Source organism: Polaromonas sp. CF318, assembly GCF_000282655.1.
Classification (GTDB): domain Bacteria; phylum Pseudomonadota; class Gammaproteobacteria; order Burkholderiales; family Burkholderiaceae_C; genus Polaromonas.
Genome location: NZ_AKIV01000096.1, coordinates 1 through 24,264, shown reverse-complemented (window position 1 = coordinate 24,264; position 24,264 = coordinate 1). Strand labels below are relative to the sequence as shown.

General features: G+C 68.8%; 23 protein-coding genes, 1 pseudogene and 1 riboswitch. Of the genes and pseudogenes, 21 read left to right on the top strand and 3 right to left on the bottom strand.

What is annotated here, in order from left to right:
• Positions 1-59 precede the first annotated feature (59 nt).
• From PMI15_RS17645 to PMI15_RS17635, 3 genes are all read right to left on the bottom strand, one after another.
• Positions 60-875, bottom strand: a complete 816-nt coding sequence (locus PMI15_RS17645; protein WP_007872126.1) for a sulfite exporter TauE/SafE family protein — start codon at positions 873-875, stop codon at positions 60-62.
• Between the two features lie 383 nt (positions 876-1,258).
• Positions 1,259-1,582: a cell division protein ZapA gene (locus PMI15_RS17640; protein WP_007872123.1), complete on the bottom strand. Its 324-nt coding sequence runs from the start codon at positions 1,580-1,582 to the stop codon at positions 1,259-1,261.
• A complete protein-coding gene (locus tag PMI15_RS17635; protein ID WP_007872120.1) occupies positions 1,579-1,818 on the bottom strand; it encodes a hypothetical protein in 240 nt (79 codons plus the stop codon). Before PMI15_RS17635 ends, PMI15_RS17640 begins: the two co-directional genes overlap by 4 nt.
• A 46-nt stretch (positions 1,819-1,864) precedes the next feature.
• Positions 1,865-2,153: riboswitch (cobalamin riboswitch) on the top strand.
• 81 nt (positions 2,154-2,234) lie between these two features.
• Between PMI15_RS17635 and PMI15_RS17630 the strand changes: the two genes are divergently transcribed.
• The 21 genes and pseudogenes from PMI15_RS17630 to PMI15_RS24435 form a co-directional block, all read left to right on the top strand.
• The gene (locus tag PMI15_RS17630) at positions 2,235-4,184 is read left to right on the top strand and encodes a TonB-dependent receptor domain-containing protein (RefSeq protein WP_007872116.1); all 1,950 of its coding nucleotides are present in this window, start codon (positions 2,235-2,237) and stop codon (positions 4,182-4,184) included.
• A gap of 21 nt (positions 4,185-4,205) precedes the next feature.
• Entirely contained in the window at positions 4,206-5,546 is a 1,341-nt protein-coding gene (locus tag PMI15_RS17625) for a cobyrinate a,c-diamide synthase (RefSeq protein WP_007872112.1), read from the top strand.
• Entirely contained in the window at positions 5,543-6,394 is an 852-nt protein-coding gene (locus tag PMI15_RS24875) for an ABC transporter substrate-binding protein (RefSeq protein WP_007872109.1), read from the top strand. The genes PMI15_RS17625 and PMI15_RS24875 overlap by 4 nt, the downstream gene beginning before the upstream one ends.
• Positions 6,391-6,969, top strand: a complete 579-nt coding sequence (locus PMI15_RS17615) for a bifunctional adenosylcobinamide kinase/adenosylcobinamide-phosphate guanylyltransferase (protein ID WP_007872106.1) — start codon at positions 6,391-6,393, stop codon at positions 6,967-6,969. The genes PMI15_RS24875 and PMI15_RS17615 overlap by 4 nt, the downstream gene beginning before the upstream one ends.
• Before the next feature lie 125 nt (positions 6,970-7,094).
• The gene (locus PMI15_RS17610; RefSeq protein WP_007872104.1) at positions 7,095-7,955 is read left to right on the top strand and encodes an ABC transporter substrate-binding protein; all 861 of its coding nucleotides are present in this window, start codon (positions 7,095-7,097) and stop codon (positions 7,953-7,955) included.
• Complete coding sequence (locus tag PMI15_RS17605; protein ID WP_007872102.1) at positions 7,952-9,031, top strand: iron ABC transporter permease; 1,080 nt, start codon at positions 7,952-7,954, stop codon at positions 9,029-9,031. Before PMI15_RS17610 ends, PMI15_RS17605 begins: the two co-directional genes overlap by 4 nt.
• 5 nt (positions 9,032-9,036) lie before the next feature.
• A pseudogene (locus PMI15_RS17600) lies at positions 9,037-9,813 on the top strand (ABC transporter ATP-binding protein); the annotation flags it as partial.
• Between the two features lie 27 nt (positions 9,814-9,840).
• Entirely contained in the window at positions 9,841-10,410 is a 570-nt protein-coding gene (gene cobO, locus PMI15_RS24440) for a cob(I)yrinic acid a,c-diamide adenosyltransferase (RefSeq protein ID WP_081499633.1), read from the top strand.
• 4 nt (positions 10,411-10,414) lie between these two features.
• The gene (locus tag PMI15_RS17595) at positions 10,415-11,284 is read left to right on the top strand and encodes an ABC transporter substrate-binding protein (RefSeq protein ID WP_157214663.1); all 870 of its coding nucleotides are present in this window, start codon (positions 10,415-10,417) and stop codon (positions 11,282-11,284) included.
• A gap of 34 nt (positions 11,285-11,318) precedes the next feature.
• Positions 11,319-12,380: a cobalamin biosynthesis protein CobW gene (gene cobW, locus PMI15_RS17590; RefSeq protein ID WP_007872098.1), complete on the top strand. Its 1,062-nt coding sequence runs from the start codon at positions 11,319-11,321 to the stop codon at positions 12,378-12,380.
• A 318-nt stretch (positions 12,381-12,698) separates the two neighbouring features.
• Positions 12,699-16,517, top strand: coding sequence for a cobaltochelatase subunit CobN (gene cobN, locus PMI15_RS17585; RefSeq protein ID WP_007872097.1), 3,819 nt, complete (start codon positions 12,699-12,701; stop codon positions 16,515-16,517).
• On the top strand, positions 16,514-17,596 hold the full coding sequence (locus PMI15_RS17580; RefSeq protein ID WP_007872096.1) for an ATP-binding protein: 1,083 nt from the start codon (positions 16,514-16,516) through the stop codon (positions 17,594-17,596). Before cobN ends, PMI15_RS17580 begins: the two co-directional genes overlap by 4 nt.
• Entirely contained in the window at positions 17,575-18,267 is a 693-nt protein-coding gene (locus tag PMI15_RS17575) for a VWA domain-containing protein (protein WP_007872095.1), read from the top strand. Before PMI15_RS17580 ends, PMI15_RS17575 begins: the two co-directional genes overlap by 22 nt.
• 34 nt (positions 18,268-18,301) lie before the next feature.
• Positions 18,302-18,697 (top strand): DUF1636 domain-containing protein, encoded by a 396-nt coding sequence (locus PMI15_RS17570; protein WP_007872093.1) that lies wholly within the window; start codon positions 18,302-18,304, stop codon positions 18,695-18,697.
• Positions 18,698-18,758: 61 nt separating this feature from the next.
• Complete coding sequence (locus tag PMI15_RS17565; RefSeq protein WP_007872090.1) at positions 18,759-18,950, top strand: CbtB domain-containing protein; 192 nt, start codon at positions 18,759-18,761, stop codon at positions 18,948-18,950.
• A 23-nt stretch (positions 18,951-18,973) separates the two neighbouring features.
• Positions 18,974-19,795, top strand: coding sequence for a CbtA family protein (locus PMI15_RS17560; protein ID WP_007872086.1), 822 nt, complete (start codon positions 18,974-18,976; stop codon positions 19,793-19,795).
• 23 nt (positions 19,796-19,818) lie between these two features.
• Positions 19,819-20,535 (top strand): 5,6-dimethylbenzimidazole synthase, encoded by a 717-nt coding sequence (gene bluB, locus PMI15_RS17555; protein WP_051001994.1) that lies wholly within the window; start codon positions 19,819-19,821, stop codon positions 20,533-20,535.
• Positions 20,532-21,551 carry an adenosylcobinamide-phosphate synthase CbiB gene (gene cbiB / locus PMI15_RS17550; RefSeq protein ID WP_007872080.1) on the top strand — a complete coding sequence of 340 codons (1,020 nt, stop codon included), beginning with the start codon at positions 20,532-20,534 and terminating at the stop codon, positions 21,549-21,551. Before bluB ends, cbiB begins: the two co-directional genes overlap by 4 nt.
• Positions 21,548-22,564 (top strand): aminotransferase class I/II-fold pyridoxal phosphate-dependent enzyme, encoded by a 1,017-nt coding sequence (locus PMI15_RS17545; protein ID WP_007872066.1) that lies wholly within the window; start codon positions 21,548-21,550, stop codon positions 22,562-22,564. The genes cbiB and PMI15_RS17545 overlap by 4 nt, the downstream gene beginning before the upstream one ends.
• Positions 22,561-24,018, top strand: coding sequence for a cobyric acid synthase (locus tag PMI15_RS17540; protein WP_007872063.1), 1,458 nt, complete (start codon positions 22,561-22,563; stop codon positions 24,016-24,018). Before PMI15_RS17545 ends, PMI15_RS17540 begins: the two co-directional genes overlap by 4 nt.
• Before the next feature lie 87 nt (positions 24,019-24,105).
• Positions 24,106-24,264, top strand: a 159-nt coding sequence (locus PMI15_RS24435) for a DUF4124 domain-containing protein (protein WP_369751963.1), incomplete at its 3' end; no start/stop codon positions are given.

The window sequence follows — 24,264 nt, the reverse complement described above, 5'->3', positions numbered from 1 at the left end:
CCGCAGGCGCAGCGCCCCCTCGGGGGGCAGCGCATTACACGAAGTGAAAAGCGTGGGGGCTAACCCCTTATGCCCTTGTAAAGCATGTAGGCCGCCAGCACATAGAGGATGCTCGCGAACACCCGCTTGAGCTTACCCACGGGCAGGTTGTGCGCGGCCTTGGCGCCCAGCGGCGCCGTGAGGAAGCTGCACACGGCGATCACCAGCAGCGCCGGCAGCCAGATGTAGCCGAAGGAGTTGGCCGGCAGGTCCTGCACGCTCTGGCCGCTGATCACATAACCGAGCACATTGGCCACCGCGATCGGAAAGCCCAGCGCGGCCGAGGTCGCCACCGCGCTGTGGATGGCGACGTTGCACCAGGTCATGAAGGGCACGCTGATGAAGCCGCCGCCCGCGCCGACCAGGCCCGACAAAAAGCCGATAAAGCCGCCGGCCGCGAACTGGCCCGCCGTGCCCGGCATCTGCCGCGTCGGCTTGGGTTTTTTGTCCAGGAACATCTGCGTGGCCGAGAAGCTCACGAACAGGCCGAAAAAGATCGCCAGATAGGAGCCCTTGAGCAGCGCGAACACGCCCAGGCTGCCGATGATGCTGCCGATCACGATGCCGGGCGCCAGCCTCTTGACGATGTCCCAGCGCACCGCGCCGCGCTTGTGGTGGGCGCGCACGCTGGAGATCGAGGTGAAGATGATGGTGGCCATGGAGGTGGCGATCGCCATCTTGACGGCCAGGTCCGGCGCCACGCCGCGGTTGGACATGATGATGGTGATGAAGGGCACCATCAGCATGCCCCCGCCTATGCCCAGGAGGCCCGCGAGAAACCCGGTGCCCACGCCCAGCAAGGCCAGTTCAACAATCAGGAGGGGTTCAAGCATCATGGGGCGTCAGGCATGTGGCCGCGGGCCTGCGGCGCTTCACTGGAAGCGCTGCCGCACACGGTGAGGTTGGAGGAGGGGAAAGCGGAGGGCGCAAGGCAATGGCGGGAATAAGGTGTCTGCGAGTGCCACTGGACCGTCATCCTGAACCAGGGGTTCAGGTGGGCGAGGGCAGTCGGGTTTCGGGTTCGTCTGACGCGAGACGATCACACCTGCCGGACAATTTACCAAGCCCGTGCTCAAAGAGCATTGGTTCAAGGAAATATAAAGCCCAATGCGCATCGCAGACGTCTTCATTGTAGGCCTTTGCGGCCTCGCCCGGGACGGGGTGAACGGATCTGCGGCGGGATGAAGGGGCAAGCGCCGAGGCCGGCGCGCGCCCGCCTTCAAAGCAGGCGGCCGTCTATGCCCAGGGCGGTGTCCAGGCGCAGCAGCAGCGCGGCGAGCTGCGGGCTCTCGGCATTGCCGGCAGCGGCGGGTGCGGCCGCCGGCACGGGTGCGGCGCCCGGCGTGCGTTCGGGAAGCTCGAAGGCCAGGTTCAATGCCGCCAGCACGGCGATGCGGTCGCGCGCCTTGATTTTTCCGGCGTCGCGGATCCGGCACATGGCCATATCGACGCGGTTGACCGCGTCCAGCATGCGCGCGTCGCCGTTTTCGGGGCAGCCCAGCAAATAGCTTTGGCCCATGATCTGCACTTCAAGCTGCTTCATGACTCGGTTCCCGCGGTGGTTTTATGGCCGTGGCCGCTGCTTTCGGGCAGGCGCTCGAGCAGGGCATCGACACGGGCGCGGGCCGCGCCCAGGCGCGACTTGAGGGAGTCGCGCTCCTGCGTCAGCAGGCCGACCTGCTCGGTCAGCAACTCGTTGGTGCGCTGCAATTCCTCGTAGCGCAGCAACAGGCGCTCGACGCGTTCGGTGATCTGGTCGATTTGGGTTTGGTTCGCCATGGCAAGCCCGATTGTAGGGTTTGCGGCCTGAACTGGGGAAGGGCCGCGTAGAATCGCCCCTGTTGGTGCCCGCAGTGTGGTTCACATGCTGCAGTTCAACGGGAAGCAGGAGAGCGTCAAAGCCAGGCATCGGGCCAAGCCCGAAGGCCGGCGCCCAGACCTTCAACCTGCGCTGCCCCCGCAACGGTAAAACGGACGAATGCGCTTTCCCGGCCTCACGGCCGTGGCGCATTCAGCTTTCATCATCAGCCACTGAGCGCCTTGAACAAGCGTTTGGGAAGGCGATGGAGGCGGTTCCGTCAGCCCGGATACCGGCCAACAAGGTGAACGCGCACGTCCAGTCCCTGGACTGGGTGTTTGTAACGCTCACATACCGGCGGGGAAGCCGGTGAGGGCCCATTGCTGACTGTTGATTCATGAAAATTGCTCCCCACGCACGCCTGGCCGTGCTCCCGCCGGCGCTGGCCGCCGCGTTCCCCCTGGCTTTTCTGGCGGCGTCTCCCGCCATGTCGCAGACCACCCAAGCTGCGCAAACGACCCAAACCGCCCAGGCCGTTGTCGCGCCCCAGCTTAAGGAGATGGTGGTGAGCGCCACGCGCAGCGCCCAGCCCATCGGCGACGTCGTGGCCGACGTCACCGTCATCGACCGCGAAACCATAGAACGCGCCGGCCCGGTCGGGCTGGCAGACATCCTGGTGCGTGTGCCGGGCATACAGATCACCCGCAACGGCGGCACAGGCGCGAACACCAGTGTGTTTGTGCGCGGCGGGGAAAGCCGCCACACCCCCGTCTTCATCGACGGCGTGCGGGTGGAGTCGCAGGCGACGGCCGGCAGCGCTTCGTGGAGCAACATTCCGCTGGCGCTGATTGACCGGATCGAGATCTTGCGCGGCCCCAGCAGCGCCGTCTATGGCTCGGACGCCGTGGCCGGCGTGATCCAGATCTTCACCAAAAGGGGCGAAGGCCCCTTTTCGCCCTCCGTGTCGGTGGGCTACGGCTCCTACAACACCAGCCGGGTCGAGCTCACCGCGAGCGGTGCGGCAGGCGTATTCGACTATGCGCTGGGCTTGAGCCAGGGCCAAAGCGACGGTTTCAACGCGCGGACTATCGCGGGCCAGAACCCCGATGCCGACGGCTACAAAAGCCTGGGCGCCAACGCCAAGCTGGGTTTGCAGCTCAACCCCGACCACCGCATTGAAGCCAACGTGATGCAAAGCCACACGGACTCCCAGTACGACGGCGGCCCCACCCGCGACTACCGCCGCATCGCCGACCTGCAGACCTTGGGCCTGCAATGGGAGGCCAAATGGTCCGATCGCTACAGCACCAGGCTGGCCCTGACCCAGGGCACCGATTCCGGCGAGGAGGGCCTGAACGGCTCGACGCCGCAAATCTCCTACGACAAGAGCACCATCAGCACATTGCTGTTCCAGAACGAATACCGCCTGGGCGCCCACCTGCTGAGCGCCGCGCTCGAAAGCCGGCGGGATGTGTTCCGCCTGGTCGGCTCCACGGTCATCCCGGGGGGCTCGAGTGTGCTCAGCAAGGATCGCTCGCTGGACGGCGTGAGCCTGGGCTACGGCTGGAGCGGCGGCGCGCACACCTTGCAGCTCAACGCCCGCCACGACAGGGACAGCGAATTCGGCGGCAAGACCACCGGCTCCGCGGCCTATGCCTTTGCGCTCACGCCGCAGTGGAAGGTGTCCGCTTCCGCCGGCACCTCTTTCCGCGTCCCCACGCTGTACCAGCGCTTCAGCATCTACGGCACCTCGACCCTGAAGCCCGAATCCGGCCGCAGCGTGGAAGCGGCGCTCAAATACAGCCAGGGCACATCGCAGTACGGCGTCACGGTGTACCGCAACCGCCTGAGCAACCTGCTGAGCTTCGTCACGGGCAACGGCCCCTGCATCAACGGCGGTCCGCCGACGGTGCTGGCCAACCGCGGCTGCTATGCCAATACCGCGCAGGCCGAATACACCGGACTGACGCTCACGGCGGCTGAGACCGTCGGCAATGTCCGTATCCATGGCTCGCTGGATTTGCAGAACCCCAAGAACCGGATCACCCACCGCACCCTGCAGCGCCGCTCGCGCCAGTACGGAACGCTGGGCGCCGAAATGCCACTGGGCGGCTGGCAGCTGGCGACCGACCTGGTGATGGCCTCGCATGCCTTCGACAGCGATGCCAGCAACGTGGTGCTGCCCGGCTACTCGGTCATGAACCTCAGCGCCACGACGGCGCTGTCCCCCGACTGGAAGCTGGTGGCCAAGCTGGAGAATCTGACCGACAAGATTTACCAGACCGCCAACACCTACGCCACCGCCCGGCGTAACCTCTACGTCGGTGTGACCTGGGCACCCCGCTAAACCTTTATCTCCCGTCCATCCATGTCGCAAACCGTCCGCTGTCCCGCCATCCTCGTTGCCGCCCCCGCCTCCGGCCAGGGCAAGACGACGGTGGCCTGCGCGCTGGCGCGGCTGCATGCGCGCCAGGGGCGGCGCGTGCGGGTCTTCAAGTGCGGGCCGGATTTCCTGGACCCGTGCTGGCACGCCCTGGCCAGCGGCGCGCCGGTGTACCAGATGGACCTGTGGATGACCGGCGAGGCCGATTGCCGGGCGCGCCTGCATGCGGCCGCGCAGGAGGTGGACCTGATCATCGTGGAAGGCGTGATGGGCCTGTTTGACGGCGAGCCCAGCGCGGCCGATCTGGCGCAGCGCTTCGGCTTGCCGGTGCTGGCGGTGGTGGATGCCTCGGGCATGGTGGCGACCTTTGGCGCGCTGGCCTTTGGCCTGCAGCACTACCGCCCCCACATGCCCTGGGCCGGGGTACTGGCCAACCGCGTGGCCAATGCGCGCCATGCGGCCATGCTGCAGGCCAGCGTGGCGCCCGAGCAATGGCTGGGCGCGGTGCTGCGCGATGCCGCCATGAGCCTGCCCAAGCGCCACCTGGGCCTGACCGTCGCCGCCGAAGTGGCGGATGGCATGGAGCGGCTGGACGCCGCGGCCGATGCGCTGGCTGACACGCCGCTGGGCCGGATGGGGCTGGAGGACTGGCAGCGCTGGGCGGTGGACTTCGCGGCCCCTGAAACCCCCGCACCCGTGGTGCCGGCGCTGCGCGGCAAGACGATTGCCGTCGCGCGCGACGCCGCCTTCTGTTTTATCTACGCCGCCAATCTCGACACCCTGCGCGCGCTGGGCGCCGAGCTGGTGTTTTTCTCGCCGCTGGCCGACGCGGCGCTGCCCGCCTGCGACGCGCTGTGGCTTCCCGGCGGCTACCCCGAACTGCATGCGGAGGCGATTGCCGCCAACACCGCGCTGCGCGACAGCCTGGCCGCGCATGTCGCCGCGGGCAAGCCCGTCTGGGCCGAATGCGGCGGCATGATGGCGCTGTTTGACACCCTGGTCACGCTGGACGGCCGGCGCCATGCGCAGTGGGGCGTGCTGGCCGGCGAGGTGAGCATGCAAAAGCTGCTGGCCGGCCTGGGCCCGCAGCAGCTGCAACTGGCCGGCGGCACCTTGCGCGGCCATACCTTCCATTACTCGACCACGGCCACGCCTTTGCAGCCCGTGGGCCGCACCTCGCGGCCCGGCACCGTGCCCGCGCCGGATGCGGGCGAGGCCGTGTGGCAGCATGGGGCGGTGCGCGCCAGCTATTTCCACGCCTGGTTTCCGTCCTGCCCCGAAGCCGTGGCGGAATTGTTCAGCGTGCCCGCCGGAGCAAGCGCATGAGCGTCGACCTGCTGCATTTCAACCCCGGCCCGCAGCGTATCGTCTGCCTGACCGAGGAGACCACCGAGTGGCTCTACCTGCTGGGCCAGGAGCGGCGCATCGTGGGCATCTCGGGCTATACCGTGCGGCCCAAACGCGCGCGCGACGAGAAGCCGCGCGTCAGCGCCTTCCTGAGCGCCAAGCTGGACAAGATCATGGAGCTGCAGCCCGATTGCGTCCTGGGCTTTTCGGACCTGCAGGCTGATATCGCTTCGGATCTGGTCAAGCGCGGTGTGCAGGTCACCATCTTCAACCAGCGCAGCGTGGCGGAGATTTTTTCCATGCTGTTCCAGCTCGCGGCCATGGTGGGCGAAGCGGAGCAGGGCGCCAGTCGCATTGCGCGTATGCAGGCCGACCTGCGCGCCATGCAGGCGGCCGTGGCGGCCAGGGTGGCGGCCGGTGCGCGCCGCCCCAAGGTGTTTTTTGAAGAGTGGGACAGCCCGCACATCAGCGCGATCCGCTGGGTGTCCGAGTTGCTGGGCATCGCCGGCGGCGATGATTGTTTCCCCGAGCTCGCGGCGCAGTCTCTCGGCAAGAACCGCATCATCGCGGATGGCGCCGAGATCGTCCGCCGCAACCCCGACATCATTCTGGGCTCCTGGTGCGGCAAGAAATTCCGGCCCGAGAACGTGGTGGCGCGCGAAGGCTGGAGCGCCGTGAACGCCGTGCGCCACCAGCAGCTGTTTGAAATCAAGTCCCCCGACATCCTGCAGCCCGGCCCGGCCGCATTGACCGACGGCGTGGCCAAAATGCACCAGATCATCCTGCAGTGGATGGACGCTGACCAAGCCGGAGCTTTCACTCCATGAGCACCATGACGCTTGCCAGAAGTGAATTGATCCTCGGCGGCCAGAAAAGCGGCAAGTCGCGCCGCGGGGAACTGCTGGCCCAACAATGGCTCGCGCAGTCGCCCGATCACCGCGCGGTCATGGTTGCCACCGCCAGGCCCTGGGATGAGGAAATGCGTGAGCGCATACGCCGGCACCAGAAGGACCGCGCCGAGCGCGTGCCCGGCATGGTGACGGTGGAGGAGCCGGTTCAACTGGCCCAGGTCCTCATACAGCACAGCGCTCCCGACACCCTGGTTGTGGTCGACTGCCTGACGCTGTGGCTCACCAACCTGCTGATGCCCGCCCCCGGACTGGAAATTTCCGATGCCGAGGTCGCGCGCGAACGGGCCTCGCTGGTGGATGCCATCGCCCCAGCCCCCGGCCCCCTGGTGCTGATCGGCAACGAGATAGGCCTGGGCGTCATTCCCCTGGGTCGCGAAACCCGTGCTTTTGTCGATGCGCTGGGCAAGCTGAACCAGGATGTGGCTGTAGCCTGCCGGCGCGTGACGCTGATGGCTGCGGGGTTGTCGTTGACGTTGAAGGATTTTTCATGACGCGGCATCAACTCTGTGCTCTGCCGGGAAGCGAGGGGCCAGGACGTTTTGCTCCGTGTCCCCCGCCCGCGTTGCGGGCTCCTCCTTTACCTGCGCAAAACGCCCTGGCCCCTCGCTTCCTCACGATGGTGTGCCTTGCGTTGGTGTTTTGGTTCTCTGGTTCTGTGCACGCCCTGCAGCTCACAGACGACCGCGGTGTGACGGTGGTGCTGCCCCGGGCGCCGCAGCGCATCGTCAGCCTGCTGCCTTCGCTGACCGAGACCGTCTGCGAGCTGGGCCGCTGCCAGAACCTGGTCGGGGTGGACCGTTATTCCAACTACCCGGCCAGCGTGCAGAAGCTGCCCCAGGTCGGCGGCGGGCTGGACCCCAACATCGAGATGATCGTCGCGCTCAAGCCCGACGTGGTGCTGCTGGCCACTTCCTCGCGCGCGGGCGACAGGCTGCAGGCCCTGGGCCTCAAAGTGGTGGCGCTGGAGCCCCGAAGCCATGCCGACGTGCAGCGCGTGATGCTCAAGCTGGGCCAGTTGCTCGAAGTGCCCGATGCCGCGCGCATCTGGCGCGCGATTGACGCCGGTGTCTCGGCGGCGGCCCAGTCGCTGCCGGCCGGCGTGCGCGGCACGCGGGTCTACTTCGAGGTCAACCAGGGCCCGTACGCGGCGAGCGAGTCCTCCTTCATCGGCGAGACACTCACGCGCCTGGGCGCCAAAAACATCGTGCCGGCCAAGCTCGGGCCCTTCCCCAAGCTCAACCCCGAATACATAGTCCGCGCCAATCCCGACCTCATCATGGTCGGCCAGCGCAGCGCCGACGGCTTGCAGGCGCGGCCCGGCTGGCAAGGCATTCGTGCGCTGCGCGAGCAGCGCATCTGCATCTTCCCGACCGAAGAGGCCAATGTGCTGGTGCGTCCCGGTCCGCGCATGGCTGAAGGCGCCCGTCTCATGGCCCGCTGCCTGCTGGACAAGGCGCCCAAGGGAGCCAAGCCATGATGCAGGCTCGCGTGTGGTGGCTGGTCTGGGCCGGCGTGCTGGGCGCGCTGGTCCTGGTACTGCTGGGCATCTGCGTCGGCAGCGCCGGGCTGGAGAACTTGATAGGCCCCTTGCTCAATCCTGCGCAAGACCCGCCGCAAACCGCGATGGCGCAGCAAATCATCTGGCAGATTCGCCTGCCGCGCACCCTGGGCGCCTGGGCCGCCGGCGCCTTGTTGGGCCTGGCCGGCGCGGTGGCGCAGGGCTTGTTCCGCAACCCGCTGGCCGATCCCTACCTGCTGGGCAGCGCATCCGGGGCTTCACTCGGCGTGGCGCTGGCGCTGGCCGCCCTGGGCGGCGGCGCCGGCATGCTGGGCGGCAACATGATGAACGGCGGCGTGGCCGTCAGCGTATTCTCCAGCAGCCTGTGGGTGCGCCTGGGCCTGACCGGGGCGGCTTTCCTGGGCGCCGTGTTCGCGGTGATGCTCACGCTGGTGCTCTCGCGCGGCGTGGGCCATACCTTGCGCCTGCTGCTGGCCGGCGTGGTGGTGGGCGTGGTGCTGGGCGCCATGACGCACCTGGTGCTGCTGTTTTCGCCCGAATCCCTGCAGGCCATGCAGGCCTTCATGCTGGGCTCGACCGCTTTTGTCGGCTGGACTTCGTGCATCCTCATGGCCAGCGTGTGGGGTGTGTGCGTGCTGGCCGCCTGGCTGCTGGCGCGCGTGCTCGACGGCCTGAGCCTGGGCGACGCCACGGCCGTCAGCCTGGGCCTGCCGGTGGCGCCCATGCGCGCGGCGCTGGTGGCGGTGCTGGCGCTGGCCACGGGCACCGCGGTGGCGCAGACCGGGCTGATCGCTTTTGTGGGCCTGGCCGCGCCGCACCTGGTGCGCTCCGTGGTCAAGACCACGCACGCCCACCTGATGCTGCTCTCCAGCCTGATGGGCGGCGTGTTGCTGATGGCCGCCGACACGCTGGCGCGCGGGCTGATGGCGCCGCAGGAACTGCCCGTGGGCATGCTCACCGCGGTGCTGGGCGGCGGTTACCTGCTGTGGCTGATGCACCGCAGCAGCAAGCTGGGGGGAGGGCGCGCAGCATGAACCCTATGGCCAATTCCGCCGCCCTCAGCGCGCAATCCATCGCGGCCAGCCTGGGCCATGGCCCGCAGAAGCAAGCCGTGCTGCACGGCATCAGCCTGGACATCGCCGCCGCGCGCTGGACCAGCATCGTGGGCCCCAACGGCGCGGGCAAGTCCACCTTGCTCAAGGCCCTGGCCGGCGTGCTGCCGCACAGCGGCAGCGTCACGCTGCTGGGCCAGCCCATGCAGCAGCTGCCGCACCGCGAGCGCGCCCGCCAGCTGGCCTGGCTGGGCCAGAACGAAACCTCGGCCGACGACCTGACCGTGTGGGACGTGGCCATGCTGGGCCGATTGCCGCACCAGGCCTGGCTGGCGCCGCCCAGCGCGGCCGACCATGCGGCGGTGGAGCAGGCCCTGCGCGCCACCCGCGCCTGGGACTGGCGCGGCCGTGCCCTGGGGCAGCTGTCGGGAGGCGAGCGCCAGCGCGTGCTGCTGGCCCGGGCCCTGGCGGTGCAGGCCCAGGTGCTGCTGATGGACGAGCCACTGGCCAATCTGGACCCGCCGCACCAGGCCGACTGGCTGGACGTGGTGCGGGCCCTGGTGGCCGAGGGCAAGACCGTGGTCAGCGTGCTGCATGAGATCACCATGGCGCTGCAGGCCGACAGCCTGGTGGTGATGGCCGAAGGCCGCGTCACCCACCAGGGCGCGTGCTCTGACCTGGCCACCCACCGGGCCCTGGAAGATGTCTTCGACGGACGCATCGCCGTCCACCCCTTGCAAGGACAGTGGATCGCGCTGCCCAAGGTTACCCATCCCGCAAAAAAGGCTCCCATGCAAATTGAAACCCCACCTTCGGCTACACCGTACGAAAAACCCACCGGCGAACGCCGCGGCCTGGTCCTGGTCAACACCGGCCACGGCAAGGGCAAAAGCACGGCGGCCTTCGGCCTGGCCCTGCGCGCCCACGGCCGCGGCAAGGCCGTCAAGGTCTACCAGTTCATGAAAGTGCCCAGCGCGCGTTTTGGCGAGCACCGGCTGTTCGAGCAGTTGGGCATCCCGATTGAAGGACTGGGCGACGGCTTTAGCTGGAAGAGCCGCGACCTCGAGCATTCGGCCCAACTGGCGCTGGACGGCTGGGCCCGGGCCGAAGCCACCCTACGCGCCGGCGAGCACTTCATGGTGGTGCTGGATGAGATCATGTACCCCTTGCGCTACGGCTGGGTTCCGCTGGAAGCCGTGCTCGCCTGCCTGCGCGAACGCCCGCCGCATGTGCATGTGGTGCTGACCGGCCGCAACGCGCCGGCCGAGCTGGTGGAACTGGCGGATACCGTCACTGAAATGAGCTTGATCAAGCATCATTTCAAAGCCGGTGTGCCGGCGCAACGCGGCATTGAAGACTAACAAGATGACCCTCATGCCTGTCACTTCGCGTTCCGCACTGCGCATGCTGCCCACGGTGTCGTCGCTGGCGGCCCTGGGGCTGCTGTCCGGCTTCGCGATGGCGCAAAACGCGCAGCCTGTCTCACGCATCGTCACGCTGGCGCCCTCGCTGACCGAGGCCGTGTGCGCGCTGGGCCACTGCGCGCAACTGGTGGGCACGGATCGCCATTCCACCTGGCCCAATTCGGTGCAGGTGCTGCCCAAGGTGGGTGGCCTGGAGGACGCGCAGATCGAACGCATCGTGACCCTGCGCCCCAATATCGTCCTGCTGGGCCCGCGCAGCCGTGCCGGTGAAAGGCTCAAAGCCCTGGGGGTGCCGGTCATGACCTTTGACGCCCGCACCCATGCCGACCTCAAACGCATGCTGGTCAAGCTGGGCGAGGCGCTGGGCGAGCCGGCGCGTGCCGGCGAACTGCTGGCCCGCATGGAGGCCGAACTCGACGCCGCGGCTGCCCGCATGCCCGCCGCCCTGCGCGGGCGCAGCGTCTATGTGGAAGTGGGGGCGGGCTCGTCCGCGGCCAGTGACAAAAGTTTTATCGGCGAGACCGTCGCCAGGCTGGGCCTGGTCAACGTCGTGAGCGGCGAGCTGGGCCTGTTCCCCCGGATTAACCCCGAGCTGCTGCTGCGCCGCCCGCCCGACATCATCATCGGCCCGCGCGCCACGCTGTCCAACCTGTCGGACCGCCCCGGCTGGAGTACGCTGCCCGCGGTGCGCCAGCAGCAGCTGTGCCTGCTGGACACCGAGCGCATGGACCTGCTGTCGCGCCCCGGCCCGCGTCTGGGCGAAGCCGCGCAGATGCTGGTGGAGTGCCTGAGCGCACTACCACCCCGCTAATTCGCCCCGTTAACTTTTCAATCGAGACACACACATGCAAACCCGAAAAATCCCCGCCACCATCGTCACCGGCTTCCTGGGCAGCGGCAAGACCACGCTCTTGCGCCACCTGCTGGCCAACGCTCAGGGCCGCCGCATCGCGGTCATCGTCAATGAGTTCGGCGAGCTCGGCATAGACGGCGAATTGCTGCGCGGCTGCGGCATCGGCTGCGACGAGAACGGCGAAGAAAACGGCCAGCTCTATGAGCTGGCCAACGGCTGCCTGTGCTGCACGGTGCAGGAAGAGTTTGCGCCGGTGATGGAAAAACTGGCCGCGCGCCGCGACCAGATCGACCACCTGATCATCGAGACCTCGGGCCTGGCCCTGCCCAAGCCGCTGGTGCAGGCCTTCCAGTGGCCCACGCTGCGCAACACCTTCACCGTCGATGCGGTGGTCACGGTGGTGGATGCACCCGCGGTCGCCGCGGGCGACTTTGCCGACGACCCGGTCGCCGTGGACGCCCAGCGCCGCGCCGACGACAACCTGGACCATGAATCGCCGCTGCACGAGCTGTTTGAAGACCAGTTGGCCACGGCCGACCTGGTGGTGGTGCACAAGACCGACGGTTTGACGGCCGAGCAACTGGCCGGTGTGGAAACCGCGATACGTGCCGAAACCGCGCCCGGCGTCAAACTCGTGCATGCCCAGCACGGCCGCATAGCCATCGGCGTGCTGCTGGGCCTGGAGCGTGCGGTGGAAGACATGATCGACCAGCGCAAGACCCATCACGACGAGGAGGAAGACCACGACCACGACGCCTTCGACTCGGTGCAGGTGGCGCTGGATGTGCCGGGCCGCGACGCGCTGCTGGCCGCCTTGCGCGGCGTGGTGGAGCGCCATGAGGTTTACCGCGCCAAGGGCTTCGTGGCCTTACCCGGTTCGGCCATGCGCCTGGTGGTGCAGGGCGTGGGCACACGCTTTGACAGCTACTTTGACCGCCCCTGGCGCGACGGCGAAGCGCGGCAGTCGCGGCTGGTGCTGATTGGCTCCGGGCTCGATGCCGCCGTCCTGCAGGCTGAATTGAACGAAGCGCTGGCAACGCCCGTCGCGGCCTGAATCCAAATGCACGCTGAAGCTTTACGTCCATGGCGGGCGCAGACCGACGGGGCACTCTGCTCCGCGGCTGTCCTCCGCCCTGCGGGCTCCTCCTTTATGCCGCTGCGCAGAATGCCCCGTCGGCCTGCACCAGGTGCGGTTTGGGTTGTTCAGCCGCTGCTCAACCCCAACGCTGGTTGCCGAAGAGGGTGGGATGGGTGGCGTAGCGAAATAAAGGAGGAGCAGTCGGCCCTAGGCCGCTGCGGGGGACATTCGCGTAGTCATCCATCCCGCCCTCTTCGGCGCACCTTGACCGTTTCTGACCTTGTGAAGTAAAAAATGCATCTGCTCTCCACCCGCCCCGGCGGCCACGTTGAAGACGGTGGCCAGGGTGTGGTGCGCGTGGAGCAGACGCCGGGCGACATTGTGGTGCTCAGCGCGGCCGATACCACGCTGTCCCTGCTGGCCGATGCGGCGCAGCAACTGCCCGATGGTTTTCCCACGGTGCGCCTGGCCAACCTGATGTGGTTGCGCCAGCCCGCCTCGGCCGACATGTATGTGGACGAGGTGCTGCAACATGCGCGCGTGGTGGTCATCGACCACCTTGGGGCTGCCAGCGACTGGGCCTATGTGGTGGAGCGCGTGCGCGAGCTGGCCCGCGAACGCGGCCAGTGGCTGGCCCTGTTCTCGGGCGATGCCGCTGAAGACCTGCAACTGCTGCTGCGCAGCACCGCCCCGCACGAGGATTGCCGCCAGCTCTGGCGCTGCCTGCGTGAAGGCGGCCGCGGCAACGCCCGCACATTTTTTGAATTGATAGGCCACGCCGCCTTCGGCCTGGGCGCGCGCCCCGCGCCGCCCGAAGCGCTGCCGCCGGCCATGGTCTACCAGCCGCTGGAGACCTCACCATGGCGGGACGGCGCCCCGGCCGTGCTGCTGGTGTTCTATCGCGCCCATCTGCAGGCCGGCAACACGGCGGTGTTTGACGCCATGTTGGCCGCGTTGAGCGCGGAGGGCCTGAATACCGTGGCCGTGGCGGTTGACTCGCTGAAGAACCCGGCCAGCCTGGCGCTGCTGCGTTCGCTGGCCGCTGAACACGGCGTGGGCGTGGTGCTCAACGCCACCAGCTTCGCCATCACCGCGCTGGATGGTGACGACGTGGACAGCGTGCAGGGCGTGCACATGGAGCCCTTGGCCGGCGATGCGCCGGTGCTGCAACTGATCACCGCGGGCTGCTCGCAAGAGCAGTGGCAAGCCGACCCGCACGGCCTGGCGCCGCGCGACCTCGCGATGCAGGTGGTGCTGCCCGAGGTGGACGGCCGCATAGGCACACGCGCCATCAGCTTCAAGGGCCTGGCCTGGCGCTGCGAGCGCACCGAGGTGGACGTGGTGCGCTACCAACCCGAGCCCGAACGCATGGCTTTTGTGGCCGGGCTGGCGCGCCGCTGGTGTGCGCTGCAGGGCAAGCCCAACGACACCAAGCGTATCGCGCTGGTGCTGGCCAACTACCCCAATGACGATGCCCGCCTGGCCAATGGCGTGGGCCTGGACACGCCGGCCTCCACCGTGGCCCTGCTGCGCGCCATGCAGGATGGGGGCTACGCCACGGGCACCTTGCCCGAAGGCGGTGACGCCCTGATCGCCGCGCTGGTGGCAGGCGTTACCAACAACGTGGACGCCAATGACGCGCGGCCCGCGGGCCAAAGCCTGGCCATGGCCGACTATCTCGAAGACTTCAACCGCCTGGACGCCGCGAGCCGCGATGCCGTCAACACGCTATGGGGCCAGCCTGAGCAGGACCCCCTGGTGCGCAGCGGCCGCTTTATGGTGTCCGGCCTGCGCCTGGGCCAGGTGTTTGTGGGCATACAGCCCGCGCGCGGGCGCGACCTGGACCTGGTGGCGACTTACCACGACGCCGACCTGGTGCCCACGCACAACTACCTGGCGTTCTACTTCTGGCTGCGCCGCCAGTTTGCGGTCGATGCGGTGGTGCATGTGGGCAAACACGGCAACCTCGAATGGCTGCCCGGCAAAAGCGTGGCCTTGGGCGCGGCCTGTTGGCCCGACGCCATCCTCGGCCCCTTGCCGCACCTGTATCCCTTTATCGTCAACGACCCCGGCGAGGGCAGCCAGGCCAAGCGCCGCACCCAGGCCGTCATCATCGACCACCTGATGCCGGCGCTCACGCGCGCCGAGACCTACGGCCCGCTGCAAAAGCTGGAGCGGCAGATGGACGAGTACTACGAGGCCCTGTCACTGGACCCGCGGCGCGCGCGGCGCCTGCGCGAGGACATCCTGGCGCATGTGCTCGCCGAGGGCCTGCACGCCGAGCTCGGCTTTGCCAAGCCCGCCGACGACGCGGGCCGCGAAGCGCTGCTGCAGCGGCTGGACGCCTACCTTTGCGAGATCAAGGAATCGCAGATACGCGACGGCCTGCACATCCTGGGCGCATCGCCCCAGGGCCGCCAGCAGGTCGACACACTGGTGGCGCTGGTGCGCTTTCCGGGCGGCGCGGCCGCCGGCCAGCGCAGCCTGCTGGCGGCACTGGCCCAGGACTTGAAGCTGGAGGGGGTGGACGGCTTTAGCGCGCTGAGTCCCGAGTGGGCCGTGCCCTGGAGCGGCCCACGCCCCGCCGTGCTGCAAGCGCAGAGCGAGGAGGCCTGGCGTCATGCCGGCCACACGCGCGAGCGCCTGGAGCTGCTGGCCCGCCAGCTGGTGGCCGGCCATGTGGTGGCCGATGAAGCCTGGGATGCCGCAGCCTGGCCGAACGCCGCCCCGGTGCTGCAGCGCATGCGCCAGGTGCTGCGCCCGCGCCTGGACGCCTGCGGCGCGCAGGAGATTGCCCAGTGCCTGCGCGGCCTGGCCGGCCGTTTTGTGCCGGCCGGCCCCAGCGGTGCGCCGTCTCGCGGCCGGCCCGACGTGCTGCCCACGGGGCGCAACTTCTATTCGGTGGACACGCGCGCCGTGCCCACGCAGACCGCCTATGCCATGGGCGCCGCCGCGGCCGAGCGCGTGGTCGAGCGCCACCTGCAGGACCACGGCGAGATGCTGCGCTGCCTGGGCCTGTCGGTCTGGGGCACCAGCACCATGCGCACCGGCGGCGAGGACATCGCCCAGGCCTTCGCGCTGCTGGGCGTGCGGCCCCGATGGGCCGACGGCAGCAGCCGCGTGGTGGACATCGAAGTGCTGCCCATGGCCATGAAGAACCGGCCGCGGGTGGACGTGACCCTGCGCGTGTCGGGCTTCTTCCGCGATGCCTTTCCCAATGTGATAGACCTGTTCGACACCGCGGTGCGCGCCGTGGCCGCGATCAGCGAAGAGGACGAACCCGACGAGGTCAACCCCATTCGCGGCCGGGTACAGCGCGAAGCGGCCGAGGCGCAGGCCAGGGGGCTGAGCGCCGAGGCGGCTGAGCGCGAAGCCAGTTGGCGTGTGTTCGGCCCGCGTCCCGGCGGCTACGGCGCCGGGCTGCAGGAAGTCATGGCCAGCGGCCGCTGGAACGATGGCGCCGACCTAGCCCAGGCCTATCTGCGCGCCGGCGCTTTTGCCTACGGCCAGGGCGGGCACGGCATGGCGGCGCGCGGCAGCTTCGAGCAGCGCCTGGCCGGCCTGGACGCCGTGCTGCACAACCAGGACAACCGCGAGCACGATGTGCTCGATTCGGACGACTACTACCAGTTCCAGGGCGGCATGGCGGTGGCGGTGCAGCAGCTGGCGGGCGCGCCCGCCGCGCTGTACCACGGCGATTTCAGCGTGCCCGGCGCGCCGCGCATACGTACGCTGGGCGAGGAGGTGGCGCGCGTGGTGCGTTCGCGCGCCGTCAACCCCAAGTGGCTGGAGGGCGTGCGCCGCCACGGCTACAAGGGCGCGTTCGAGATGGCGGCCACGGTGGACTACCTGTTCGCCTTTGACGCCACCACCGGCGTGGTGGGCGACCACCAGTACGCGCTGGTGGCCGAGGCCTATCTGCACGACGACACCAACCGCGAATTTTTGCGGCAGCACAACCCGCTGGCCTTGCGCAGCATAGGCGAGCGCCTGCTCGAGGCCATGCGGCGCGGCCTCTGGGAAGAGCCGGGCGGGCACCGCGAACGCATTGAAGAGCATTTGCTGGCGCTGGAGCGCCGGCTTGAAGAACACGGAGAAGGACCCCTGGCATGAACACTCCCGAACTGAACATTCCCGTCGAACCCGCCGAGCGCGCGGCATTTCCCTTCACCGCGCTGGTCGGACAACCGCAACTGCAGCGCGCGCTGCAATTGGCGGCCATAGATCCCGGCATAGGCGGTGTGCTGATCAGCGGCCCGCGCGGCACGGCCAAGTCCACCGCGGCACGCGCGCTGGCGGCGCTGCTGCCGGGTGCGCCCTTTGTCACCTTGCCGCTGGCCGCCAGCCTGGAGCAACTGGTGGGCACGCTCAATGTGGAAGACGTGCTGCGCGACGGCCGGGTGCGCCTGGCGCCTGGCCTGCTGGCGCGCGCCCACGGCGGCGTGCTGTATGTGGATGAAGTCAACCTGCTGCCGGACGCGTTGGTGGACGCCTTGCTGGACGCGGCCGCCAGCGGCGTGAACACGGTGGAGCGCGACGGCATCTCGCGCCGGCATGCCGCGCGTTTTGTGCTGGTGGGCACCATGAACCCGGAGGAGGGCGAACTGCGCCCGCAGCTGCTGGACCGTTTCGGCCTCTCGCTGGTGCTGGCCAACCCGGTGGATGCCGCGCAACGCACCGCCATCCTGCGCGCGCGCCTGGGCTTTGACGAAGATCCCGCTGCCCTGGCGCAGCAACATGCGCAGGAGCAGGCCGCCTTGAGCGCGGCATTGGTGGCCGCCCGCGCCGCGCTGCCGCGGCTCGCCTGGTCCGATGAGGTGCTGCGGCATGCGGCGGCTTGCGCAATCGCCGCCGGTGTGGACGGTATGCGTGCCGACCTGGTGATGCTGCGCGCCGCGCGCGCGCTGGCGGTGCTGCAAGGGCGCGGCGAAGTCACGCCGGCCGACGTGGATGCCGTGGCCGAACTGGCGCTGGCGCACCGCCGGCCCGAGGGCAGTGCGGCGCAAGCGCCGGAAAATGGATCGGGCAAGGGATCGTCCCAGCCCCAAAATAATCCGGGGCGCCTGCAAGACCAGCCGCCTGCCGCATCCGCGCCGCCGGTGCCCCAAGGCGACTGGGGCGCGCTGCCTGCGCAGCCCGAAGGCACGGCCAAGGTCCACGCGATAGCGGGGTGGCCGCCAAAAAAAGCCTAGGCCACCGCAGCCGCCGCCCGCGCAAAGGGCCTGGTAGCTGGCGGTGGCCTCCGTCGCATACGCCTCTCACAATAGCCGCGACGCCCGTTGCCCGGCAGCGCGGCGGCGCCATCGCCTGGCTGCCCACGCTGCTGGTCAAGGGGCCGGCGCCGCTGCAGCGCGAGCACCTGCGCCGCCAGCCCGTGGCGCTCCGTCCCAGCCGCCTGCATTGCATCGTGCTCGACACCTCGGGCTCCATGCGCCGGCACGGCCGCCTGGCGCTGGCCAAGGGCCATGCCGCTTTCATGATTGAACAGGCCGCGCGCCTGGGTGACGAGGTGGCGCTGCTGCGCTTTGGCGGGCAGGGCGTGGAGCTGCTGCTGCCGCCCGGCCCCGCGCGCGCCGCCGGCAGCCAGCGCCTGCGCCCCGTGGGCGGCGGTGGTGGCACGCCTTTGGCGCAGGCGCTTGTGCAGGCCGAACGGCTGCTGCAGCGCAGCTTGCGCAAGAGCGGCCCCACCGAATGCTGGCTGTGGCTGCTGACCGATGGCCGCACGCTGGAGCAGCCACTGCCGCCGGCCGCGCAGCACCTGGTGATCGTGGACTTTGACGACCCGCGCAAACCCCTGGGCCGCTGCGCCGCCTGGGCGGCCCGCTGGGGCGCCGAGCACCGCCTGGCGCTGCCCGCCGCATAAACCCTTCATTCACCCCTGAACCCATCCCGAACCGATGCCCGATACCGAAATCATTGTCTGCACCACCTGCCGCCCGCCCGGCGCATCGCGCGAGCTGCCCGCGCACGGCCTGGCCCTGTTCGAAGCCGTGCAGGAGGCGCTGCTGGTGTGCGAGCTGGATACCGGGCAGCACAAGGGCCTGCAGCTGCGCGGCCAGGCCTGCATGAGCGGCTGCTCGCGCGCCTGCACCGTGACGCTGCAGGCGCAAGGAAAATTCAGTTATTACTTCGGCGACCTTGTCCCCGACGCCGAGACCGCGGCCCAGGTGCTGGCCTGCGCGCAGCTGCACAGGCACAGCGCCGACGGCAACCTGGCCCGCAACACGCGGCCCGAGCGCCTGCGCGCCGGCATCCTCGCGCGGCTGCCCCCTGTCGGCCTGGGCTCGACATGACAGGCCGAATCCATTACGTTTGCATCCAGTTTCTTTTTTCACCCACCCCAAGGAGATCACCATGACCGAACCGACAACGCTGGCCCACAGCCCTTCCCACACCTTGAACCCCGGCCTGGCCGTGCTGCGCCCGCTGCTGGGCGCCGCCGCGCTTGGCCTGGTGGTCCTGTACGGCGTGGCTTTTGCCGAAAGCCCGCTGGCCCACAACGCCGCGCACGATGTGCGCCACATCACCGTCAAACCTTGCCATTGAGCAGCTCTCACCGGGAGACAAGCATGATTTTTCAACGACTGATCTGGGCGGCCCTGGCCACCGCGGTGGTGGTGGGCAGCCTGCAAACCGGCGTGCAGCGCTGGCAGGCCGCCCCGCTGATACTGGCGGCCGAGGTGTACGAGGAGCAAAAGGCCGAGGCCCCCCAGCCCGCCGAAGCACCCGCGGCCCATGCGCATGCCGAAGGCACGGCCCCGCATGAGCACGGCAGCGCCAAAGAGTGGGAGCCCGCGAACGGCGCCGAGCGCACCGGCTGGACCTGGGTGGCCAACATGCTGCATGCCTTCAGCATGGCGCTGCTGCTGTTCACGGTGATGGGCCTGTGGCTTTACCGGCACGGCGCCGCACTGGCCTCGCTGCGCCTGGCCGGCGTGGTGGCGGCGGCCGGCTGGCTGAGCTTTCACCTTTGGCCCTCGCTGGGCCTGCATGCCGAAGTGCCAGGCATGGAAGCCGCGCCCCTGCAGGCCCGCCAGCTCTGGTGGGTGCTGGCGGTGGCCAGCGCGGCCGGCGCCTGTGCCGTGGCCGGGTTTTCGCGCGCCTCCTGGCGCTGGCTGGTGGCGGCGGCCTTGCTGGCCTTGCCCTTTGTGGTGGGCGCGCCCAAGCTGCAGGGCGATGCCCTGGCCGGTTTCGGCCCTGAAGCCCACGCCGCGCTCGAGCAACTGGGCGCGCAGTTCATCTGGGCCACCACCTGGGTGTCCCTGTCGTTCTGGCTGAGCATGGGCGTGGCGGGCGGGTTGGCCTTCCAGCGCTGGGTGCGCCCGGCTTTGCTGGCGGTGCTGCAGCGCGCCGATGCGCCCGCCGCGGTCGCCGTGCAAGCTCCGCAGTGAGTGCCGTGACGGGCCTTGCTCCCATCGCCGGCGCGGGCCCGTCCGATCCGGCTGATCCGGCTGATCCGGCCGCGGCCGGCCACGCCTTCAGCGCCGCCGAACGGCAGGCGGTGTACCGGGCCATCCACGAGCGGCGCGACATGCGCCACTTCAGCGGCGGCACGGTGGCCGACGAGCTGCTACAGCGTCTGTTGTCGGCCGCGCACCATGCGCCCAGCGTCGGCTTTATGCAGCCCTGGCGTTTTATCCGTGTGCGCAGCCGGCCCTTGCGCGAGGGCGTGCATGCGCTGGTTGAACAGGAACGCGTGCTCACGGCCAAAGCCCTGGGCGAGCGCGAAGACGAGTTCATGAAGCTCAAGGTGCAGGGCGTGCTGGACGCCGCCGAGGTGCTGGTGGTGGCCTTGCCGCCGGGCCGCGAGCAGCATGTGTTCGGCCGCCGCACCCTGCCCGAGATGGACCTGGCCTCGGCGGCCTGCGCCATCCAGAACCTCTGGCTCGCGGCCCGCGCCGAAGGGCTGGGCATGGGCTGGGTGTCCATCTTCGAGCCGCAACAGCTCGCCGCGCTTTTGCGGATGCCCGAAGGCAGCAAACCGATCGCCGTGCTGTGCCTGGGCCCGGTCGCGGCCTTTTACGAGCAGCCCATGCTGCAGGCCGAAAAGTGGGCGCGCCGCGCGCCGCTGGCCGACATGGTGTTTGAGGACCTCTGGGGCGCGGCGCCTTCTTCCCACGAAGCGCCATGATGGCGTGGACCGGCCTCTACCTCTTGCCCGGGCTGCCTTATGCCGCCGGCTGCATGGTGCTGGCCCTGGGCCTGGCGCTGTGGATAGACAAGTACATGGGCGAGCCGCCTTCGCCCGTCCATCCGGTGGTCTGGATGGGCCACTACCTCAATGCCTGCGGCAGCGTGACGGTGCGCCGTGCGCCGGTGTCGGCATTTGTGCTGGGCGCGCTGGCCTGGTGGCTGGGCGCGGCACTGGTGGGTGCCATCGCCTGGGGCGCGCAGGCACTGGTGTTTTGGCAACTGGCCGGCTATGCCGCGGCGCCGGCCTGGCAGGCCGCGATAGACGGCGTGCTGCTGGTGCTGCTGATGGCCTGGTTGCTCAAGTGCATGCTGTCCTGGCGCATGCTGCGCGAGGAAGTCGGCGCGGTGGAACTGGCGCTGGGCCAGTCGCTGGAGGCCGGGCGCGAGCGTCTCTCGTGGCTGGTGAGCCGCGACACCACGCAGCTCAGCGCCAGCCAGGTGCGCGAAAGCGCAATGGAGTCGCTGGCCGAAAACCTCAACGACTCGGTGGTGGCGCCCATCTTCTGGTTTGTGCTGCTGGGCCTGCCGGGGGCGGCCGTCTACCGCTTTGCCAACACCGCCGATGCCATGTGGGGCTACCGCGGCGTGTACCGCGGCAAGAACTGGGAGTGGGCCGGCAAATGGGCCGCGCGCGCGGACGACGTGCTGTCGTGGCTGCCGGCGCGCCTCACGGCCTTGCTACTGGCGCTGGCGGCACGCGGCCTGCCTTTTCATGCACTGTGCCGCGAAGCGCGCAGGACACCTTCGCCCAACAGCGGCTGGCCCATGGCGGCCATGGCGCTGGCGCTGGGTGTTTCGCTGGGCAAGCCGGGCGTCTACACACTGAACCCCCTGGGACGGCGGCCCGAAGCGGCGGACACCGCGCGGGCCCAGGGCCTGGCCGCCCAGGCGGTGTTTGCCCAGGCCTTTCTTGCCATGGCGGCCATGCTGCTGGTGGCGATGGTGGCGGCATGAGCGTCAAGCCGTCTCGCATCCACGGCGGGCCTGACGGCCTGGGCGTGCCGCTGCATGACTTTTCGACCAACAGCAATGCCTGCGGGCCATGCCCCGCGGCGCTGGCCGCCGTACGCCAGGCCGATGCCACGCGTTATCCCGATGCCGGCTACACCGCCTTGCGCGCGCGGCTCGCGGCCTTTCATGGAGTGGACGAGGCGCGTGTGCTGCCGGCCGCGAGCGCCAGCGAATTCATTTTTCGCATCACGGCCCTGGCGGCCGGGCAGGGCGCGTGCGCCGTCTGGCTGCCGCCACACTGTTATGGCGATTACGCGCAGGCGGCTGCCGCGCATGGCCTGGCGATGGCAAGCCAGACCGGTGATGCACAGCTATTCTGGGCTTGCGAGCCTTCCAGCCCATTGGGGTCGGCGCAAGCAGGCCTGGCCGCACTGGCCGAGGGCCGGCGAGCGCAGACCCTGCTTGTGCTGGACCGCGCCTATGAGCCGCTACGGCTCAACGCCGCGCCCACCCTCACTTCCGCCCAACTCAATACCACCTGGCAACTCTGGACACCCAACAAGGCCTTGGGCCTGACCGGTGTGCGCGCCGCTTATGCCATCGCGCCGGCGGATCAGGCGAACCACGCTGCCGCATTGGAGCAGCGCTGCCCCTCCTGGCCCGTGGGCGCGCACGGCGAAGCTATGTTGATGGCCTGGACGGGCAGGGATGCACAGGACTGGCTGGCCGCCAGCCTCAAGACCTTGCGCGAATGGAAAACCCGGCAAATCGCTTTATGCGAATCTTTGGGCTGGCGCTGCCTGCCCAGCGAGGCGAATTTTTTCTGCGCGCAGCCGGCCTTGCCTGAAGGCCTCAGCCTGCAAGAGGCGCTCGCCGCACTGCGCACCCGGGGCATCAAGCTGCGCGACACGGCTTCCTTTGGGTTGCCCGGCCATGTGCGCCTGGGCGTGCAGCCGCCCGCCGTGCAGGATGCGCTGCACAATGCATGGCAACAACTTTCCAGAATCCCTTCATGAGTGCAAAAAGTGTGATGGTGCTGGGCACCACCAGCGGTGCCGGCAAAAGCTGGCTGACGACCGCGCTGTGCCGCTACTACGCGCGCCAGGGGCTCAAGGTCGCGCCGTTTAAAGCGCAGAACATGAGCAACAACGCAAGGGTGGTAGCGGGTGGCGAAATCGGCAGCGCCCAATACTTCCAGGCCCTGGCCGCGAGGGCCGTGCCCGATGTGCGCATGAACCCGCTGCTGCTCAAGCCCGAAAAAGACACCCAAAGCCAGGTCGTGCTGATGGGCCAGGTCAATGCCGAGCTCTCGCGCATGGAGTGGCGCGGCCGTAGCGCCTCGGTCTGGCCCGTGGTGTCGCGGGCGCTCGATGAATTGATCGCCGACAACGACGTGGTGGTGATGGAGGGCGCGGGCTCGCCGGCCGAGATCAACCTCAAGGCCAGCGACATCGTCAACATGCGCGCGGCGCAGCACGCCCATGCGGCCTGCCTGCTGGTGACCGACATAGACCGCGGCGGTGCCTTCGCGCATCTCTACGGCACCTGGGCCATGCTGGATGAAGCCGAGCGAAAACTCATCAAGGGCTTTGTGCTCAACAAGTTCCGCGGCGACGCCAAACTGCTGGCGCCCGGACCGCAAATGCTGCAGGACATGACCGGCATCCCCACGGTCGCGACCTTGCCCATGTGGTGGCAACACGGCCTGCCCGAAGAAGACGGTGTGTTTGACGACCGCAGCGTGGCCAGTGGCGCTGTGACCCGAACTGTTGCGGTGATCGCCTATCCGCGCATCAGCAACCTCGACGAATTCCAGCCGCTCAAAAACGTGCCCGGCCTGCGCCTCAAATGGGTGCGCAGCCCGGCCGAGCTCATGGGCGCCGACTGGGTGATCCTGCCCGGCTCCAAACACACGAGCGGTGACCTGGCCTGGCTGCGGCAGCAGGGGCTGGACCAGGCCGTGGCCGCGCATGCAGGGCGGGGCGGGGCGGTGCTCGGCATTTGCGGCGGCCTGCAGATGCTGGGCGAGGCGCTGATAGACCCGCACGGCATAGACGGCAACGCGCCCGGCCTGGGCCTGCTGCCGGTGGTCACTGTGTTTGACGAAGCCAAGACCGTGCGGCACCGGCAGGCCGCGTTCACGACGCTGCGTGGGCTGTGGACTGCTTTGTCAGGGGTGCAAGTGCAGGGCTATGAAATCCACCACGGCCAGACGGCCCCGCATTCGGCCATGGCCGCGGCGGGGGACCTGGCACATCCTGTGATGCCCGAGGGCCTGGCCTGGCAGAACCATGCCGGCAATGTGCTGGGCCTGTACCTGCACGGCATGTTTGAAGACCCGCGCGTGCTGCAGGCGCTGTTCGGCGCGGCCGCGCCCACGCTGGACTCTGTGTTCGACGGGCTTGCCGACTACGTGGGCGAACATTTCGCGCCGGGTGTGCTGGACGCCCTGATTTCGGACATCCACTGAACAAGGCCGGACAGGCCTGGGGCCTCCTCTACAATTTCGGCCATCTGTGCCCCCAGCTGTTGCGGGCCACACCTATATCAATAAGGGATGCGCATGCAGGGAAACAAGTGGAAAGCGGTCTGGATGGCCGGCGCGATGCTGCTGGCTTGGCACGGCAGCCAGGCGCAACCTGTTTACAAGTGGGTGGATGCGAGCGGCAAGACCCATTACGGCTCGCAGCAGCCTCTAAGCCAGGATGCCGAGCAA